Origin of the sequence: Metabacillus litoralis (assembly GCF_020524045.1) — a bacterium.
GTDB lineage: Bacteria > Bacillota > Bacilli > Bacillales > Bacillaceae > Metabacillus > Metabacillus litoralis_C.
In genome coordinates, this window is record NZ_JAIVKL010000003.1 from 259,419 (window position 1) to 274,947 (window position 15,529).

17 protein-coding genes are annotated in these 15,529 nt (G+C 33.7%); 14 read left to right on the forward strand and 3 right to left on the reverse strand.

The genetic code is table 11. The annotated features are described in order from the left end of the window. The first annotated feature begins 2 nt into the window (after positions 1-2). From yqeH to LC076_RS07440, 7 genes are read left to right on the forward strand one after another with little or no spacing between them, the layout of a single operon-like run. Positions 3-1,109, forward strand: coding sequence for a ribosome biogenesis GTPase YqeH (yqeH, locus tag LC076_RS07410; protein WP_226667310.1), 1,107 nt, complete (start codon positions 3-5; stop codon positions 1,107-1,109). A gap of 18 nt (positions 1,110-1,127) precedes the next feature. Continuing rightward, positions 1,128-1,973: a shikimate dehydrogenase gene (gene aroE, locus LC076_RS07415; protein WP_226667313.1), complete on the forward strand. Its 846-nt coding sequence runs from the start codon at positions 1,128-1,130 to the stop codon at positions 1,971-1,973. Next, positions 1,967-2,260: a ribosome assembly RNA-binding protein YhbY gene (gene yhbY / locus LC076_RS07420; RefSeq protein ID WP_226667318.1), complete on the forward strand. Its 294-nt coding sequence runs from the start codon at positions 1,967-1,969 to the stop codon at positions 2,258-2,260. Before aroE ends, yhbY begins: the two co-directional genes overlap by 7 nt. Before the next feature lie 19 nt (positions 2,261-2,279). Next, positions 2,280-2,855 (forward strand): nicotinate-nucleotide adenylyltransferase, encoded by a 576-nt coding sequence (locus LC076_RS07425; protein ID WP_226667320.1) that lies wholly within the window; start codon positions 2,280-2,282, stop codon positions 2,853-2,855. Continuing rightward, complete coding sequence (gene yqeK / locus LC076_RS07430) at positions 2,842-3,414, forward strand: bis(5'-nucleosyl)-tetraphosphatase (symmetrical) YqeK (protein ID WP_226667321.1); 573 nt, start codon at positions 2,842-2,844, stop codon at positions 3,412-3,414. The genes LC076_RS07425 and yqeK overlap by 14 nt, the downstream gene beginning before the upstream one ends. After that, a complete protein-coding gene (rsfS, locus tag LC076_RS07435; protein ID WP_226667323.1) occupies positions 3,414-3,770 on the forward strand; it encodes a ribosome silencing factor in 357 nt (118 codons plus the stop codon). The genes yqeK and rsfS overlap by 1 nt, the downstream gene beginning before the upstream one ends. Next, positions 3,767-4,528 (forward strand): class I SAM-dependent DNA methyltransferase, encoded by a 762-nt coding sequence (locus LC076_RS07440; RefSeq protein WP_226667324.1) that lies wholly within the window; start codon positions 3,767-3,769, stop codon positions 4,526-4,528. Before rsfS ends, LC076_RS07440 begins: the two co-directional genes overlap by 4 nt. A gap of 665 nt (positions 4,529-5,193) precedes the next feature. Here LC076_RS07440 and comER read toward each other — a convergent pair. Then, positions 5,194-6,027: a late competence protein ComER gene (comER, locus tag LC076_RS07445; RefSeq protein WP_226667325.1), complete on the reverse strand. Its 834-nt coding sequence runs from the start codon at positions 6,025-6,027 to the stop codon at positions 5,194-5,196. Positions 6,028-6,116: 89 nt separating this feature from the next. On the opposite strand from comER, the gene LC076_RS07450 reads away from it, so the two are divergent. From LC076_RS07450 to LC076_RS07460, 3 genes are all read left to right on the forward strand, one after another. Further along, complete coding sequence (locus tag LC076_RS07450; protein WP_226667326.1) at positions 6,117-6,755, forward strand: helix-hairpin-helix domain-containing protein; 639 nt, start codon at positions 6,117-6,119, stop codon at positions 6,753-6,755. 205 nt (positions 6,756-6,960) lie between these two features. Continuing rightward, on the forward strand, positions 6,961-7,521 hold the full coding sequence (locus LC076_RS07455; protein WP_226667328.1) for a ComE operon protein 2: 561 nt from the start codon (positions 6,961-6,963) through the stop codon (positions 7,519-7,521). Between the two features lie 70 nt (positions 7,522-7,591). Then, complete coding sequence (locus tag LC076_RS07460) at positions 7,592-9,922, forward strand: DNA internalization-related competence protein ComEC/Rec2 (RefSeq protein ID WP_226667330.1); 2,331 nt, start codon at positions 7,592-7,594, stop codon at positions 9,920-9,922. Between the two features lie 46 nt (positions 9,923-9,968). On the opposite strand, the gene LC076_RS07465 is transcribed toward LC076_RS07460, so the two are convergent. Then, positions 9,969-10,103, reverse strand: a complete 135-nt coding sequence (locus LC076_RS07465; RefSeq protein ID WP_072579108.1) for a YqzM family protein — start codon at positions 10,101-10,103, stop codon at positions 9,969-9,971. Between the two features lie 385 nt (positions 10,104-10,488). Between LC076_RS07465 and holA the strand changes: the two genes are divergently transcribed. Beyond that, a complete protein-coding gene (holA, locus tag LC076_RS07470; RefSeq protein ID WP_226667331.1) occupies positions 10,489-11,523 on the forward strand; it encodes a DNA polymerase III subunit delta in 1,035 nt (344 codons plus the stop codon). 149 nt (positions 11,524-11,672) lie between these two features. On the opposite strand, the gene rpsT is transcribed toward holA, so the two are convergent. After that, positions 11,673-11,939, reverse strand: coding sequence for a 30S ribosomal protein S20 (gene rpsT, locus LC076_RS07475; protein ID WP_226667332.1), 267 nt, complete (start codon positions 11,937-11,939; stop codon positions 11,673-11,675). A 376-nt stretch (positions 11,940-12,315) separates the two neighbouring features. Here rpsT and gpr point away from each other — a divergent pair, with 376 nt between their 5' ends. The 3 genes from gpr (at position 12,316) to LC076_RS07490 (ending at position 15,270) form a co-directional block, all read left to right on the forward strand. Further along, positions 12,316-13,440: a GPR endopeptidase gene (gene gpr, locus LC076_RS07480; protein ID WP_226667333.1), complete on the forward strand. Its 1,125-nt coding sequence runs from the start codon at positions 12,316-12,318 to the stop codon at positions 13,438-13,440. A 255-nt stretch (positions 13,441-13,695) separates the two neighbouring features. Beyond that, on the forward strand, positions 13,696-14,898 hold the full coding sequence (spoIIP, locus tag LC076_RS07485) for a stage II sporulation protein P (RefSeq protein WP_226667335.1): 1,203 nt from the start codon (positions 13,696-13,698) through the stop codon (positions 14,896-14,898). 21 nt (positions 14,899-14,919) lie between these two features. Further along, the gene (locus LC076_RS07490; RefSeq protein WP_226667336.1) at positions 14,920-15,270 is read left to right on the forward strand and encodes a YqxA family protein; all 351 of its coding nucleotides are present in this window, start codon (positions 14,920-14,922) and stop codon (positions 15,268-15,270) included. The last annotated feature ends 259 nt before the right edge of the window (positions 15,271-15,529 follow it).

A 15,529-nucleotide genomic window follows, 5' to 3' on the forward strand; every position in this document is an offset into this window, starting at 1 on the left:
GCGTGTTAGAAGATCAATTTTCATGTGTAGGCTGCGGAGTAGCTATTCAGACTGAAGATGAAGAAAAGTTAGGTTATGCACCTCAAAGTGCTTTAGAGAAGGAAGAGGTTATATGTCAGCGTTGCTTCCGATTGAAAAATTATAATGAAATACAAGATGTTTCACTAACAGATGATGATTTCTTGAAAATTTTACATGGTATTGGTGAAACAAAAGGGTTAATTGTTAAAATTGTTGATATCTTTGATTTTAATGGAAGTTGGCTACAAGGAATTCACCGATTTGTTAAAGGAAATCCAATCTTGTTAGTCGGAAATAAAAGTGATATTTTACCTAAATCAGTTAAGAAGCAAAAGCTAATCAACTGGATGAAAAGAGAAGCAAAAGAATTAGGATTAAAGCCTATAGATGTTTGTTTAGTAAGCTCTTCAAGAGGACATGGAATTAGAGAAGTTGCGGAACTAATTGACCAATATCGTGAGGGACAAGATGTTTATGTTGTTGGTTGTACAAATGTAGGGAAATCAACTTTTATTAATCGAATGATTAAAGAAGTAGCAGGAGTAAATGATGTGATAACAACATCTCATTATCCTGGCACAACATTAGATTTAATTGAAATTCCATTGGATAATGGTGCATCTCTTTATGATACACCTGGTATTATCAACCATCACCAGATGGCACATTTTGTTGATAAGCGAGATTTAAAGTTATTAAGTCCTAAAAAAGAGATCAAACCTATGGTTTTTCAATTGAATGAAAATCAGACATTGTTTTTTGGTGGGCTAGCTCGTCTAGACTATGTTTCAGGTGGAAAAGAAGCATTAGTTTGTTATATTCCTACTGAACTAAAGATTCATCGAACAAAGCTTGAAAATGCGGATGATTTATATCTAAAGCATGCTGGAGAATTATTATCTCCACCTAGACAAGAAGATGTTGATACATTTCCTAAACTAATTCCTCATGAATATACGATCAAAGAAGCAAAAACAGATATTGTTTTTTCTGGTTTAGGATGGGTCACAGTAAACAACCCAGGAAAAAAAGTTGTAGCTTATGCTCCTAAGGGTGTTAATGTGACATTAAGAAAATCGTTAATATAATTGAGGAGAGAACAAATTATGGGGAACTTATATGGTCTTATTGGATGTCCTGTTGAACATTCTATGTCACCAAACATTCATAATGATGCATTTAAGGATCAAGAACTTGATGGTTATTATCATGCTTTTCATGTAGAACCAGATTGCTTAACAGAATCAGTTCATGCTTTAAAAACTCTAGGAGTAAGAGGTTTTAATGTAACAATTCCACATAAAATATCAATTATTCCACATTTAGATGAACTAGATGAAACAGCTAAAATAGCAGGAGCTGTGAACACAGTTGTTCATAAAGATGGTCGCTTGATAGGTTATAATACTGATGGAAATGGGTATGTAACGTCATTGAAAGAAATGGTGAAAAGACCATTAACTGAGCAAAAAATCTTAATAATTGGTGCTGGTGGTGCTGCACGTGGGATTTATTTTACTCTCACACATCAAGGGTGTCAGCATATCGATTTATGTAATCGGACAGTTGCTAAGGCTGAGGAATTGGTTCATGCTTGCCCTTTTCCAAATACAAGCACTTCCTTAAGCTTAATACAAGCAGAAGAACAACTTGGGAGTTATGATATTATCATACAAACAACCGCAGTAGGTTTACATCCTAACTCAAACCTGAAGCCCTTAAGTTTAAAAAATGCAAGGTCCACTGCTGTAGTTAGTGATATTATCTACAATCCCATTTATACTGCATTACTTCAAGAAGCTGAAAATTTAGGTTTAACCGTTCATACAGGTGTCGGCATGTTTGTTCATCAAGCGGCACTAGCCTTTGAATTGTGGACAAAACAAAAACCTTCAGTAGATAAAATGACAACTATTGTAATGGACAAACTAGGAGGAACAACAAGATGTTAAAAGGAAAACAAAAACGTTTTTTACGTTCAGAAGCTCATCACTTGAATCCTATCTTTCAAGTAGGTAAAGGTGGAGTGAATGAAAATATGATTACACAAATTTCAGAAGCTTTAGAAGCTCGCGAGCTTTTGAAAGTGTCAATCTTACAAAACTGTGAGGATGACAAAAATACTGTTGCAGAAGAAATAGTAAATGGCACAAAAGCTGAACTTGTTCAGATTATAGGAAATACAATTGTGTTATTCAAAGAATCAAAAGAAAACAAAAAAATTAAATTACCGAATTAATTTGAAAGAGGGGAAGGGAATGACGAAAAAAATTGGGATTTTAGGCGGTACATTTGATCCTCCTCATTTTGGACATCTTTTAATTGCAAATGAAATACTTCACAACTTGCATTTAGCAGAAGTCTGGTTTATTCCTAATCAAATCCCACCTCATAAGCAAAGTAATCATTTTACAGAAAGTAAGCATCGCCTTAACATGCTTAAACTTGCTATAAAAGATAATAAAAAGTTTAAGATAAATACAATAGAATTAGAGCGTGAAGGTCCTTCCTATACATATGATACAATACACTTATTACGTGAACAGTTCCCAAGTTATTCCTTTCATTTCATCATTGGAGCTGACATGATCGAATATCTACCTAAATGGTATAAAATTGATGAAATGATTAAATTTGTTTCGTTTATTGGTGTTAAAAGACATGGATATAGGACAGAATCGAACTATCCAGTAACAGAAATTGAGATCCCGTTGTTCGATGTTTCTTCTACAATGCTAAGGGATCGTTTAAATAACAATGAAAGTACTGCTTATCTTTTACCAGAAGATGTGAAAAGATATATAGAGGGGAATCATTTATATGGAACGAGATAAAGCATTAAAAATAGTGGAAAAGCAGTTAACTGAACACAGGTATGTTCATACAATAGGAGTAATGGAAACGGCCACTTATTTAGCTGAAAAATATAATGAAAATGTAGAGAAAGCAGAACTTTCTGCAATATTTCATGATTATGCAAAATTCCGGTCTAAAGAAGAGATGAAACAAATAATTTCAGAACAAAAGTTTTCTCCTCTTCTTTTAGAGTATAATAGTGAATTGTGGCATGCGCCTGTTGGAGCATTTTTAGTTGAGAAAGAAGTAGGAATAAAAGATCATGCCATTTTAGATGCAATTAAATTTCATACATCAGGTCGGCCATATATGTCATTACTTGAAAAGATTATTTATGTGGCAGACTATATAGAGCCGGGTAGACATTTTCCAGGTGTTGATGAAGTAAGAGAACTGGCAGAGATAAACATAGACAAAGCTTTAATAAAATCATTACAAAATACGATTATGTTTTTACTGAAGAAAAATCAAGCTGTTTATCCAGACACGATTCAAACTTATAATTGGTTAGTATTAGAAGGAGGAAGAACTATTTAATGACTGAAAGAGACATTTTAACTACAGTAGCAAAAGCAGCAGATAGCAAGCGTGCAGAGGATATTATTGCACTTAACATGAAGGGGATTTCATTAATCGCTGATTATTTCCTAATTTGTCACGGTAATTCAGATAAACAAGTTCAAGCAATTGCAAGAGAAATTAAAGAGCAAGCAGCAGAAGAAGGTATCTTTGTGAAGCGCTTAGAAGGCTTTGATGAAGCTCGCTGGATTTTAATTGACCTTGGAGATGTAGTTGCACATGTATTTCATAAGGATGAAAGAGGTTATTATAACCTTGAACGACTATGGGGAGATGCGCCAACTGAGGACTTAGTGAGTGAACTAAATCAATGATTTACCAAGGATTCGCCTATATCTATGATCAGCTTATGAAAGATGCGCCATATGATCAATGGGCAGAATTAATTTTAGACGTTTTTTCTAAGCATCAACCTAATACGAAAAATGTATTAGATGTTGGTTGTGGAACAGGTGAAATAGCTACTCGCTTGGCTAAAAAACAGTTGAATGTAACTGGAGTAGACTTAAGTGAGGATATGCTCACTGTAGCTCAAGCGAAAGCTGAACTTCATAAAGTGAATATTCTTTTTTTACAGCAGGATATGCGCGAACTTTCAGGCTTCACTGAACAATTTGATGCAATTACAATATGTTGTGATTCTTTAAACTATTTAGAAACAAAAAACGACGTGAAGGCAACGTTTCAAGCTGTTCATAACCAATTGAATGCAGGTGGTTTATTTATCTTTGATGTGCATTCTCTTTATAAAATCCATCATGTTTTTGCTGATTCTACATTTGCAGATCAAGATGAAGATGTGAGTTTTATTTGGAGTTCATACCTGGGTGAAGAACAAAACAGTATAGAGCATGATCTTACGTTTTTTGTAAAACAACAGGGTGAGCTTTATGAACGTTATGACGAATTGCATTTCCAACGAACATTTGAAGTCGAGGAATATAGAGAATTATTACAATCTGCTTCTTTTGAAATTATTGATATATGTGGTGATTTTCAACTGCAAGAAAAACCAACAACAACTGCTGAGCGGATATTTTTTATAGCAAGAAAGAGGCTGGGACATAATTAAAGAAGTATACAAAAAGACGAATAAATCTAAATTCAGTTAAGCTGAAAGAAACAAGTTCGTTCCATTGCGCTGCAGACACTCGCTTTCCACGGGGAGGAAGCTGAGCCTCCTCGACGCAAGCGTCTGTGGGGTCTCAGCCTTTCCTCAATTCCCGTAGGAGTCGAGTGTCTTCCGCTACATTCCACTCTAGTTCCTTAAAATAGTATAAAAAATCAAGAATAAAACCCGAACTATTAGGCGAATGTTTAATTGACATATCACCTAATAATTCGGGTTTTTCATTAGCTTAAATACTTATGTCCCAAGCTCTTTTTATTCTCCTACTGTTGGTCCATTCTCTAACCAATTGCATTTCTTAGATAGTTTGAGGCGTCTTACAAGCTCAAGACAAGCCTAATACCTCTTTCACTGGGAATTATCCCTAAAGATCAGAATTTTAATCAAACAGAGCCTAAATCAACTGTCAGCTTTGACGCTACCTTTTTAAGGTTCTTTTCTGTAAGGTAGTTGCTATGGATGAACTTATCTGATAAACCCAGTATTTTATCGAAGAAAAAGATATCACTAGACTTTATACGATTCTGTTTCCTTCAAGAATGTCAAAACAACAATTTTTTAAAAAACAGTCTTTTAAAAAAAGAAGGAATTTCTCTAAACAAGAAGAATTATTTATTTGTTATGTGATTAAACTGTTCTGAAACTTCCTCAATATCTTCGTAATACTTTTCGTGAGTGACTTGGAATACTTTGTTAAACATGTCTCCGATTTCATTTTCTAGAACATTAATTCCTTTACCAGTTACTCCACCTTTAACACATACTTTCTCTTGTAAAGTTGGTAGTGTATAGATTTCTGTTTCAAGTAATTTTCCCATACCAACAATCATCTCACTTGCTAATAAAACTGCTTGATCTTTAGTAATCTCTGTCTCAGCTACAGCACTATCAACAAACTGTTGAAGTAAGTAACTAAAAAAAGCAGGTCCACAGCTAACAATATCTGATGAAACTCTTGTCACGTTATCCTCGATTTGAACTGGGTTAGATATCTGTTCAAACATTTCTTCGATTGCACATTGTGTTTCTTTATGACATGAATCTCCATAAGTAATTAATGAAACTCCAGAAAATGCTCTGTTCGTAATACTAGGAATAGCTCTAGCTACCTGGCACTTTACAAGCGATTCTAACTGATCAACACTGATAGGACTTGTTATGGAAATAATGCATTTATTTGGTGATAACAAGTTTTCTAGGTTTTTTAAAAGGGGGTGAATATCTAATGGTTTCACGCAAATAAACACGATATCAGACCGCTTTACAACATCCTTAGCATTGTCTACTACATTAACATGTGGGTATAGCTCCTTAATGTCGGCGGCTTTAGCTATTGTTCTATTTGTCATATAAATAAAAGAAGGTTTAATAGCTCCCGATTCAATAAAGGATTCGATTAAAATTCTCCCCATGTTACCTGTTCCAATAAATCCAACGTTCAAGTATATCCCCTCCTTAATATGCAATTCTCTCATACACGATATGTTGGTATTTTACTTTTTATGAATAAAATTAAAAAGGAGACGAAGAAATGAACTTTATTCAAAAAAACAAGAGATGGTTAATAATGATGATTAGTTTATTCATTTTGATTGTATTTTGTTATTCCTATTTCTCGAGAAATTCTTCAGATATAGAAGTGATTCAAGAAGAATCTGAAAATGATATTTTTCTTGAACAAAATGATAATCAAAAAAATGTTGGAGATGAAGTAACAGGGCAGACAACAACAATTATTGTTGTTGATATTAAAGGAGCGATCACAAAACCAGGTGTGTACAATATGGAGGAAGATGCAAGAGCTCATCAACTTATAGAAAAAGCTGGAGGTTTAAATGGTGATGCAGATGAACTTGCCATTAATTTAGCCGCACCTTTGCAAGATGGTATGGTTTTATATATCCCAAGAAAAGGAGAAACCGAGGAAAACCCTTTCCTTGCAACAGAAAGTGGACAACAAAATGATGCTACCACTAAAAAGATAAATATTAATACAGCAGAAATCGATGAGCTTCAAATGTTAAACGGAGTTGGTCCAGCAAAAGCAGAAGCAATTATTTCATATAGAGAGGAAAATGGGTTGTTCCAAAAACCTGAAGATTTATTAGAAGTAACTGGAATTGGTGAAAAATCTTTTGAGAAAATTAAAGAAAATATTGTTGTAAAGTAAGCATTTCAATTGCTTTGTCAAAAAAGTGTAAAAATACTAAGTTAGCTCTTACCGAAAATTAGTAGTTAATTAGCATCAAAGTTTAACAAGTTCTAATTTATAAAATGGAGATTTTCTCTTTGAAATTTCAAAAATAATAAATTGACGTAGGACAAGAATTCCCGATAAACTTGAAATAGAAATATGTCGAGTGGAGGAGTATTTTGTGAGTCGAATTTCTTGGAATCAATATTATATGACACAAAGCCATTTATTGGCTTTAAGAAGTACTTGTACAAGATTAGCAGTAGGAGCAACCATTGTAAGAGATAAGCGCATTATTGCAGGTGGTTACAATGGTTCAATTGCAGGTGGTGTTCATTGCTCTGATGAAGGTTGTTATGTAATTGACAATCATTGTGTTAGAACAATACATGCAGAAATGAACGCTATACTTCAGTGTGCAAAATTTGGTGTACCAACTGAAGGAGCAGAAATATATGTAACTCATTTTCCATGTTTACAATGTTGTAAAGCTCTTATACAAAGTGGGATAAAAACAGTTTATTATGCTGTTGACTACAAAAATCATCCCTATGCCATAGAACTTTTTGCTCAAGCTGGAGTGAAGGTAGAACATGTTAAGTTAGAAAAGGAATATCCTGATCAACATACACAAGAAAAACAAGAGTTTGTTACTAGTATATTAAATAAACTAGCTCAATCTAATATGACGGAAGAAGAAATTCGTACGTTACAAGATAAAGCAGATACATTATTTCGCTAGAAAATATAGGGCTGGTAGTAAATGCCAGTCCTTTAACTAATTAACGTCATATTTAAGGGGAAAGAGGTGTTTGTTTATAAAAGGAAAGTTATTATTTTTGGCTATAGCTGCTAGTTTAGCCATCACTTTAAGTCGATTTCATTTCCATCCTCTCACTATTCTCTCTACTTTTATTTACCTCAGTTTCCTTCTTTTTAAAAATAGATTTCAGCTCTTTTTGTTTTGTTTAATAACCATTGTAACTTATGTTGTAGTTTTTTATCTAACTGAAATGGAAAACAAATCTTCCTTACAAGAAGGTGATTATATTGCCGCATTAGAAATTATAACAATCCCAAAAATCGATGGGAATTTTTTAACTGGAAAAATAAAAAATGAAGAAGGAGAAAAATTAGTTTTTTCTTATATCCTAGATTCAAAGAAAGAAAAACAGTTATATGCAAACTTGAAACCTGGTGATAGCTGTATATTTAAAGGAGAATTACAGAGTCCGAAATTACCAACGCTGCCAAATGCCTTTAATTATAAACAATACTTACATGATCATCATATTCATTGGAAGTTTAGTGTGAAAGAAATTGAAAGATGCTACGCTAAAAATGGTGGGGTGATGAACAAGTTATTAAATTTAAGATTATTTGGTTTAAGTGTCATTGAAAATAACTTCCCAGCAACCACGGTAGGTGTTGTACAGGCTCTTATCTTTGGGGAAAGAAATCTTCTTCAAGAGGATATTGAAAAAGCTTATCAAGAACTTGGAATCGTTCATCTATTAGCAATTTCTGGATTGCATGTGGGTCTGTTGGTAGGTGGTGTTTATTTCCTATTGCTTTATTTTGGTGTAACTCATGAAAAAGCAAAGTTGTTCATTATTATATGCTTACCAATTTACATGATCGTTACTGGTGGAGCTCCATCCGTTATAAGAGCTTCTTTTATGGTGATTTTATATTTTGTATTGCAGCTTTTTAAACAAAAAGTATCGCCTCTAGATGTGATAAGTTTCACTTTTTTATGCTTGTTACTAATAAATCCCTATTATTTATTTCAGGTAGGATTTCAGTTATCGTATGTAGTAAGCTTTGGTTTATTACTTTCTTCAAAAATTTTGCACTTTTTTTCTAGTTGGCTTGCTAAGTTAACTATAGTTTCCCTTTTAGCTCAGGTTTGTGCGATTCCTTTGTTGCTGTATCATTTTTATGAATTTTCGCTTATTAGTTTGCCGATGAATATCATTTTTGTTCCGTTTTACTCTTTTATCATTTTGCCTCTAGCCATCATTTCAACTGTTGTTGTGTCTCTACCCTTCGTTGGATTTATCTTTGTGAAATTAATTTCATCTCTCCTTGAGTTATCACATCAGCTTGTTCTTTTCACATCCTCAATTCCATTTTTTACAATTACAACTGGAAAACCCTCAAGTGTCTTTCTAATTTTATATGTGGTTTTATTATTACTATTATTTATCATCTATGAAAGAACGAATACTGTGAAAAAGATCTTGTGGCCAATTAGTCTTATTTTATGCCTATTTATGTTCCAGAAATTTGCTCAAATGATAAATCCCTATGGTCAGGTATTAACCATTGATGTGGGACAGGGAGATTCAATTTTTATCCAACAACCTCATAATAATGGAACTTTTTTAATTGATACTGGTGGAAAAGTATCATTTCCAAAGGAAGCTTGGGAAGAATCAAAACGTTCTTATTCAATTGTTAAGTCTGTGACGGTTCCATATTTAAAATCAATCGGAGTGACAAAGCTAAATGGTTTATTTTTAACACATGGTGATTTTGATCATATTGGTGAAGTTTTAACACTAATGGAGGAAATACGTATTGAACAGATTATTATTCCAATTGGATTTAATAGAGGAGAACTTGAAGACAGAATCATTAAAGCAGCCACAAAAAAAGGGATTGGCATAAAAGAGGTTAAAGATGGTGATCAATTGCGATACAAAGATATTACTTTTCGTGTAATAGCACCAAAAACACTTTCAGAAAGTAAAAATGATGATTCTCTTGTGTTATGGACTAAAATGGGAGGATTGAGCTGGTTATTTACTGGTGATGCAGAGATAAATAGTGAACAACAGTTGATTAAATCATATCCTGCTTTAAAAGTAGACGTACTTAAGGTAGGTCATCATGGTAGTAAAGGGTCTACATCTGAATTATTGCTTGATATAATCAAACCATCTTACGCGATTGTATCAGCGGGATTGAATAATCGATATCAACATCCTCATCCTGAAGTTGTCGATAAGCTTCTTCGAAGAAATATCCGTATATTAAGAACAGATCTACAGGGAGCTATTTTATATCAATATAAAGGAAAAAGTGGAACCTTTTTAAAGCATCCGCCATACGATGAAGTAAAAGAAATGAAAAAATGAAAAAGAGACTGCGTATTAGCAGCCTCTATGTAAGAGTACACGAGAATTAAGAACCGATTAATTTAATAACAGTCGCAATGATAAAAATTGTCGCGAAGAATCCAAACGAAGCAACAAAACCTACTCCAGAATCAACAGCGTCATTACGTTTACTTTGGACGTTTTTTTCAAATTCGTTCACTGTTACCCCTCCTATATCATACTTAGTATAAGCGATTAATTTTAAAAAATCTACTGTAGGATTATACTTCTTTTTGTCAGTCAGGCTATTATTTCCATCTTTACTATAATTGATGATCTATAATTACGTTAAGATTGGCCAAAATAAGATGAACTTGTAGTATCGTTTCTATTTAGATACCTAGGATCTAAAGACGAAGCGTTCACATAGATAAGAGGGAATTGGATCAATTGGTCCATTCCCTTTTTCAAGTAATATACATAGTTTTAGTGGAGAGGCTACCTCCTTGCGTGATCTTATTCATATGTATTCAGGTAGGTACTTGCCAAACATCTATTTTCATTTTACCATTACTTTATGTGAACAATGATGGGAGTAAGATAATGTGATTTTTGATATATGGAAAGATATTAAGAAAAAAAACTTAGCACCAGCTTATCTGTTAATCGGTAAAGAAGCATTTTTGATGCAGGAAACTGTTCAACATATCATTCAAGCTGGAGTTCTTGAAGAAGAAATGGATTTTAATTTGTCCATCTACGATATGGAGGAAACATCAATAGAAACAGCCATTGAAGATGCAGAAACATTACCTTTTATGGGGGAAAGACGAGTTGTTATAATTAAAAACCCTGTTTTTTTAACAAGTGAAAAAAAGAAAGAAAAAGTAGAACACAAAATTGAAAAATTAGAACAATACATAAATTCTCCGGCTCCTTATACAGTTCTTGTATTTATGGCACCATATGAAAAGTTAGACGAGCGCAAAAAAGTAACAAAGTTATTAAAAAAACAAACGAAAGTAATTGAAATGAACTCATTATCTGAAAGTGATACTAAAAATTGGATGATGAATTTAGCAGAACAAGACAATGTGACTCTCCAAAAAGATGCGATGGAAGAATTACTTATGTTAACTGCTGGAGATTTAATGACAATACATCAAGAATTAAACAAGCTTAGTACATATGTTGGAGAAAATGGGACGATCACTTCTGAAACGGTTAAGTTATTAGTGGCAAGAACATTAGAGCAAAACATCTTTGATTTAATTGAACATGTTATACATAAACGTAGTAAACAAGCTTTACAGATATTTTATGATTTACTTAAAAATAATGAAGAGCCGATTAAAATTCTTTCGTTGTTAGTGACTCAATTTAGATTGATTTTACATGTGAAGGAATTAGCTAGTACAGGATATGGACAGCAGCAGATAGCTAATACAGTAAAAGTACATCCATTTCGAGTGAAACTTGCTTTACAACAAGCAAGATTATTTTCGTCAGATGAATTAGCTTATCTTTTAATTCAGCTTGCAGAAGCTGATTATGAGATGAAAACAGGTAAAAAAGACAAGCAGCTTTTATTGGAACTTTTTTTGTTAAAGTTATTTGATGAAAAGAGCTTGGTAAAATAAACTACTAATGAACAACACACTTTACCTAAAGCTCCATATAAAAAAACTAGCACCAAAGATTAAAAAAAGGCAAAATAAAAAACGATCCTATGCGGGATCGTTTTTTTTTGTATAAGAAAGGAAAAACGAAAAGTTTGTCCTCCTTATCATTACGCAGTTAATCCGTTAACACTTTTAGCTAAACGTGATTTGTAACGAGCAGCAGTGTTTTTGTGAACTAATCCACTTTGTGCAGCTTTATCAATTCGTTTGTTAGCTTCAACAAGTGCAGCTTTTGCGTTATCAGCTTCGTTATTTAAAACTAATGCATCTACTTTTTTAATAGCAGTACGCATAGCAGATTTGATTGTTGAGTTATGTGCATTACGCTCATTGCTAGTTTTTACGCGTTTGATTGCAGATTTAATATTTGGCATATCTTTCACCTCCTAAGAAGTAAATCGAGATCTATTTTACTCGACCATTACCTTTACATGAACAAAAGATATTTTACCAAACAGACGTTTATATTGCAATACTAATGTAAAGGAAATTGCGTTGAAACCCTTTATTTTTTCTTTAGGCTGTTATGGTAAATATTGTTGCTGATTAATGAGTATAGCGTTTGGTAGATATTCGCTACAGGTGCTTGCGTCCTCTGGGGATAATTTAGAGTGTGTAAACCTCCTTAAAATAAAATTACTAATGAAAAAATTGAAATGTCGTTTTCCTACTGAAATCTTTCAAAATGGGAATGTTTCCTAACAGTTATGGCAAACATACATACAAGGAACTATTTGGGGAGGTATTTTAATGGGAAAGTCTCTAGACTTAAGTTCATATTCTGTTCGAACAGACTTGGCTGTTGAAGCAAGGGCAATGGCGCTTGAACAAACAGAGAAAGATCGTAAGGATACTGCAGATCAAAGTCATATATCTGGAGTTGTCATAAAGGAATGGGATGAAGAGGGTATTAGTATCTCTTCAATTGAGATTGATGACGAAGGCTCAACTGTTGTTGGAAAAAAGCCTGGTAAATATTTAACACTTGAAGTACAAGGAATTAGACAGAAAGATACAGAGTTACAAGAAAAGGTGATTGATGTCTTTTCAAAGCAATTTAATCATTTTCTATCAGATTTAGGGATACCTAAAGATGCTAGTTGTTTAGTTGTTGGATTAGGGAATTGGAATGTGACTCCTGATGCATTAGGCCCTTTAGCGGTTGAGAACTTGTTAATCACAAGACATCTTTTTAAACTGCAACCAGAAAATGTACAAGAAGGATTCAGACCTGTTAGTGCCTTAGCTCCTGGTGTTATGGGATTAACTGGGATTGAAACAAGCGATATTATTTCTGGAGTGATCGAACAGTCTAAACCAGATTTTGTAATTGCAATTGATGCGCTTGCTGCGCGTTCAATTGAACGTGTGAATACAACTATTCAAATTTCAGATACGGGTATTCATCCTGGATCTGGAGTCGGTAATAAAAGGAAGGCATTAAGTCAAGAAACTTATGGTATTCCTGTCATTGCCATTGGAATCCCTACTGTAGTTGATGCTGTATCAATTACCAGTGATACAATCGACTATATATTAAAACATTTTGGTAGAGAAATGAATGAGGGTGACAGGCCTTCAAGATCTTTAACGCCAGCTGGTATGAGCTTTGGAGAGCGCAGAGTCTTAACAGATGAGGATTTACCTAGTGAAGAACACCGTCAACAATTTTTAGGTATTGTTGGAGGACTTGAGGATGAAGAAAAACGAAAATTAATTCATGAAGTCTTGTCACCATTAGGACATAATTTAATGGTTACACCTAAAGAAGTTGATACATTTATTGATGATATGGCAAATGTTATTGCTAGCGGCTTAAATGCTGCTCTTCATCAACAAGTCGATCAAGATAATTCTGGGGCATATACGCATTAAACAGTCTCTAATTTTAAAGATCTTTTAAAAAAGGCTGTTTTGTATAAATTCTAGTGGTATCAGTTCACACCTTATAAGCGACAAACCAATGGTTTTAACAGAAAAAAACGTCTTGAAGATCATATTGGAATTTAGGCTAGTTAAGAGCAAATAATCTTTAACAACAAAGTACAAAAATACAAGCGAAAACAAAGTTCTACTTCCTTATGCTTAGTCATACAATCTTTATAGACAAGTATAAGGAGGATTACTGTAATGAAGCGCGCTCATACTAGCCGAAATAATATGGTCGTAACACTAAATGGGACAAGCATAAAAAAGGGGTTTCTTGTTAGCTTCATCATACTATTTATGACGTTTTTACTGTCTGGAATACTTACATCATTAAAACCAGAATATAGATTAACATCTTCGTCTATAAATGATTTAACAACAAATATTGACGGAGAATCGTTTTTGCAGTTATTAGGTGCTGAAAACCGCTATTTTACATCAGCGCTACCTGAACAAGCTGAACCAATTAAATTATCGTCTCTCATGTTTACAGTAGCGACGAGTATTAATCCTGATGATCCACGAAGTCTATTAGGTCGTGAACTTCCGGGATTCTCATTGTTTGATAGTGAAATTGTTGTTGCTGGGGATGGGACAAACTATACTAATATGCCATATGAATCACCACCACCAACTGAGGTGCTAGAGCAAGAAAGAGAAGCATCAATCGATAAGAATGATGTTGTTAATCCATCTGATGAAGAACCTAAAGCACCACCTGCGTTAACAACAGGTGATAAAAAGGTTGTTTATATTTATAACACGCACAATACCGAATCATATCTTCCTTTATTAGAAGGAGAAAAAGATCCTAATCGGGCAATCCATTCAAATGCGAATGTCACCTTAGTTAGTGAATTATTAGGTAAAGCACTTCAAGAACAAGGAATAGGATCACAAGTGGAAGAAAAAGATGTTCAAGCTAATTTAAAACAAAAAGGTTGGAATTATGCAAAATCTTATACTGCTTCAAGGACTGTTGTACAGGAAGCAATGGCAAGTAATCAGGAATTAAGATATCTCATAGATATTCATCGAGACTCGCAAAGAAAAGATATAACCACTATTAAAATCGGTGATAAGACCTATGCAAAAATTGCTTTTGTCATCGGTGGAGATAATCCAACAGCTGAAAAAAATGAAAAGATCGCAAAAGAACTTCATGCTTTACTAGAGAAAAAGTATCCTGGTTTAAGTAGAGGAATCTTTGAACAAGCTGGTAAAGGAGTTAATGGAGTTTACAATCAAGACTTATCAAGTAATGCTTTGCTATTAGAGTTCGGTGGTGTTGATAACAACTTAGATGAATTGAAGAATTCAGTCACAGCTGTGTCCGATGTGTTTAGTGAATTCTACTGGCAAGCAGAAAAAGTGAACGCAGAATCATCTCAGGAAAAAAAGTAAGAACATTGTGAGGGAAGCAAGATGATAAAATTTATGCTCAAGACGTTTATTCTTTGTTCAGTGCTTCTTTTTGGAGTTCTAATAGGCATGCAGCAAGCAAATCAAGGCATGATAAAAATGAAGGGGTACAATGACCCGGATTTTCAAGGAGCATTCCAAGTTGATAGTGAGGAGACTGGAGAGTTTGATGCTTCAATTCTTGGTAATGAAGTGACTAGTCAAGATCTTCAACAAAAACAAGAACAACTTGAACAAATTGAAGCATTTAATTTTTTCTCTCATATTGGAAAACAGTTTGCTGATGTTGTAAGTCATGGAATTTCTTCACTAGTCGATTTATTTGCACAATGGGTAAATGGATTTTTGGAATAATATAAGAGCTGATAGGAAGGGTTAGTGATCTAATCCAGTCTATCAGTTTTTTGTTTATTAGAAGTATATTACTTAAGCTCTTTTCTGAACAATTGTTGTATGTAACCAAGATTTGGAGTGACCCAGTGTTTTTCCGTATAAGGATACTATTTTATGAAGTAAAGATGCCACTAGACTTAATACATTGCCGATTACTTCGGGTATTGAAAAGCAACAAAGCTTGCGAAAACAGCTATTACTTAACAATGAGAGAGACTAA

What these genes read in the sequence shown, in the direction of transcription:
- aroE (WP_226667313.1), top strand. Translation starts at nt 1,128, where the DNA reads ATGGGGAACTTATATGGTCTTATTGGATGTCCTGTTGAACATTCTATG.
- yhbY (WP_226667318.1), top strand. Translation starts at nt 1,967, where the DNA reads ATGTTAAAAGGAAAACAAAAACGTTTTTTACGTTCAGAAGCTCATCAC.
- LC076_RS07425 (WP_226667320.1), top strand. Translation starts at nt 2,280, where the DNA reads ATGACGAAAAAAATTGGGATTTTAGGCGGTACATTTGATCCTCCTCAT.
- yqeK (WP_226667321.1), top strand. Translation starts at nt 2,842, where the DNA reads ATGGAACGAGATAAAGCATTAAAAATAGTGGAAAAGCAGTTAACTGAA.
- rsfS (WP_226667323.1), top strand. Translation starts at nt 3,414, where the DNA reads ATGACTGAAAGAGACATTTTAACTACAGTAGCAAAAGCAGCAGATAGC.
- LC076_RS07440 (WP_226667324.1), top strand. Translation starts at nt 3,767, where the DNA reads ATGATTTACCAAGGATTCGCCTATATCTATGATCAGCTTATGAAAGAT.
- LC076_RS07450 (WP_226667326.1), top strand. Translation starts at nt 6,117, where the DNA reads ATGAACTTTATTCAAAAAAACAAGAGATGGTTAATAATGATGATTAGT.
- rpsT (WP_226667332.1), bottom strand. Translation starts at nt 11,939, where the DNA reads ATGCCAAATATTAAATCTGCAATCAAACGCGTAAAAACTAGCAATGAG.
- gpr (WP_226667333.1), top strand. Translation starts at nt 12,316, where the DNA reads ATGGGAAAGTCTCTAGACTTAAGTTCATATTCTGTTCGAACAGACTTG.
- spoIIP (WP_226667335.1), top strand. Translation starts at nt 13,696, where the DNA reads ATGAAGCGCGCTCATACTAGCCGAAATAATATGGTCGTAACACTAAAT.
- LC076_RS07490 (WP_226667336.1), top strand. Translation starts at nt 14,920, where the DNA reads ATGATAAAATTTATGCTCAAGACGTTTATTCTTTGTTCAGTGCTTCTT.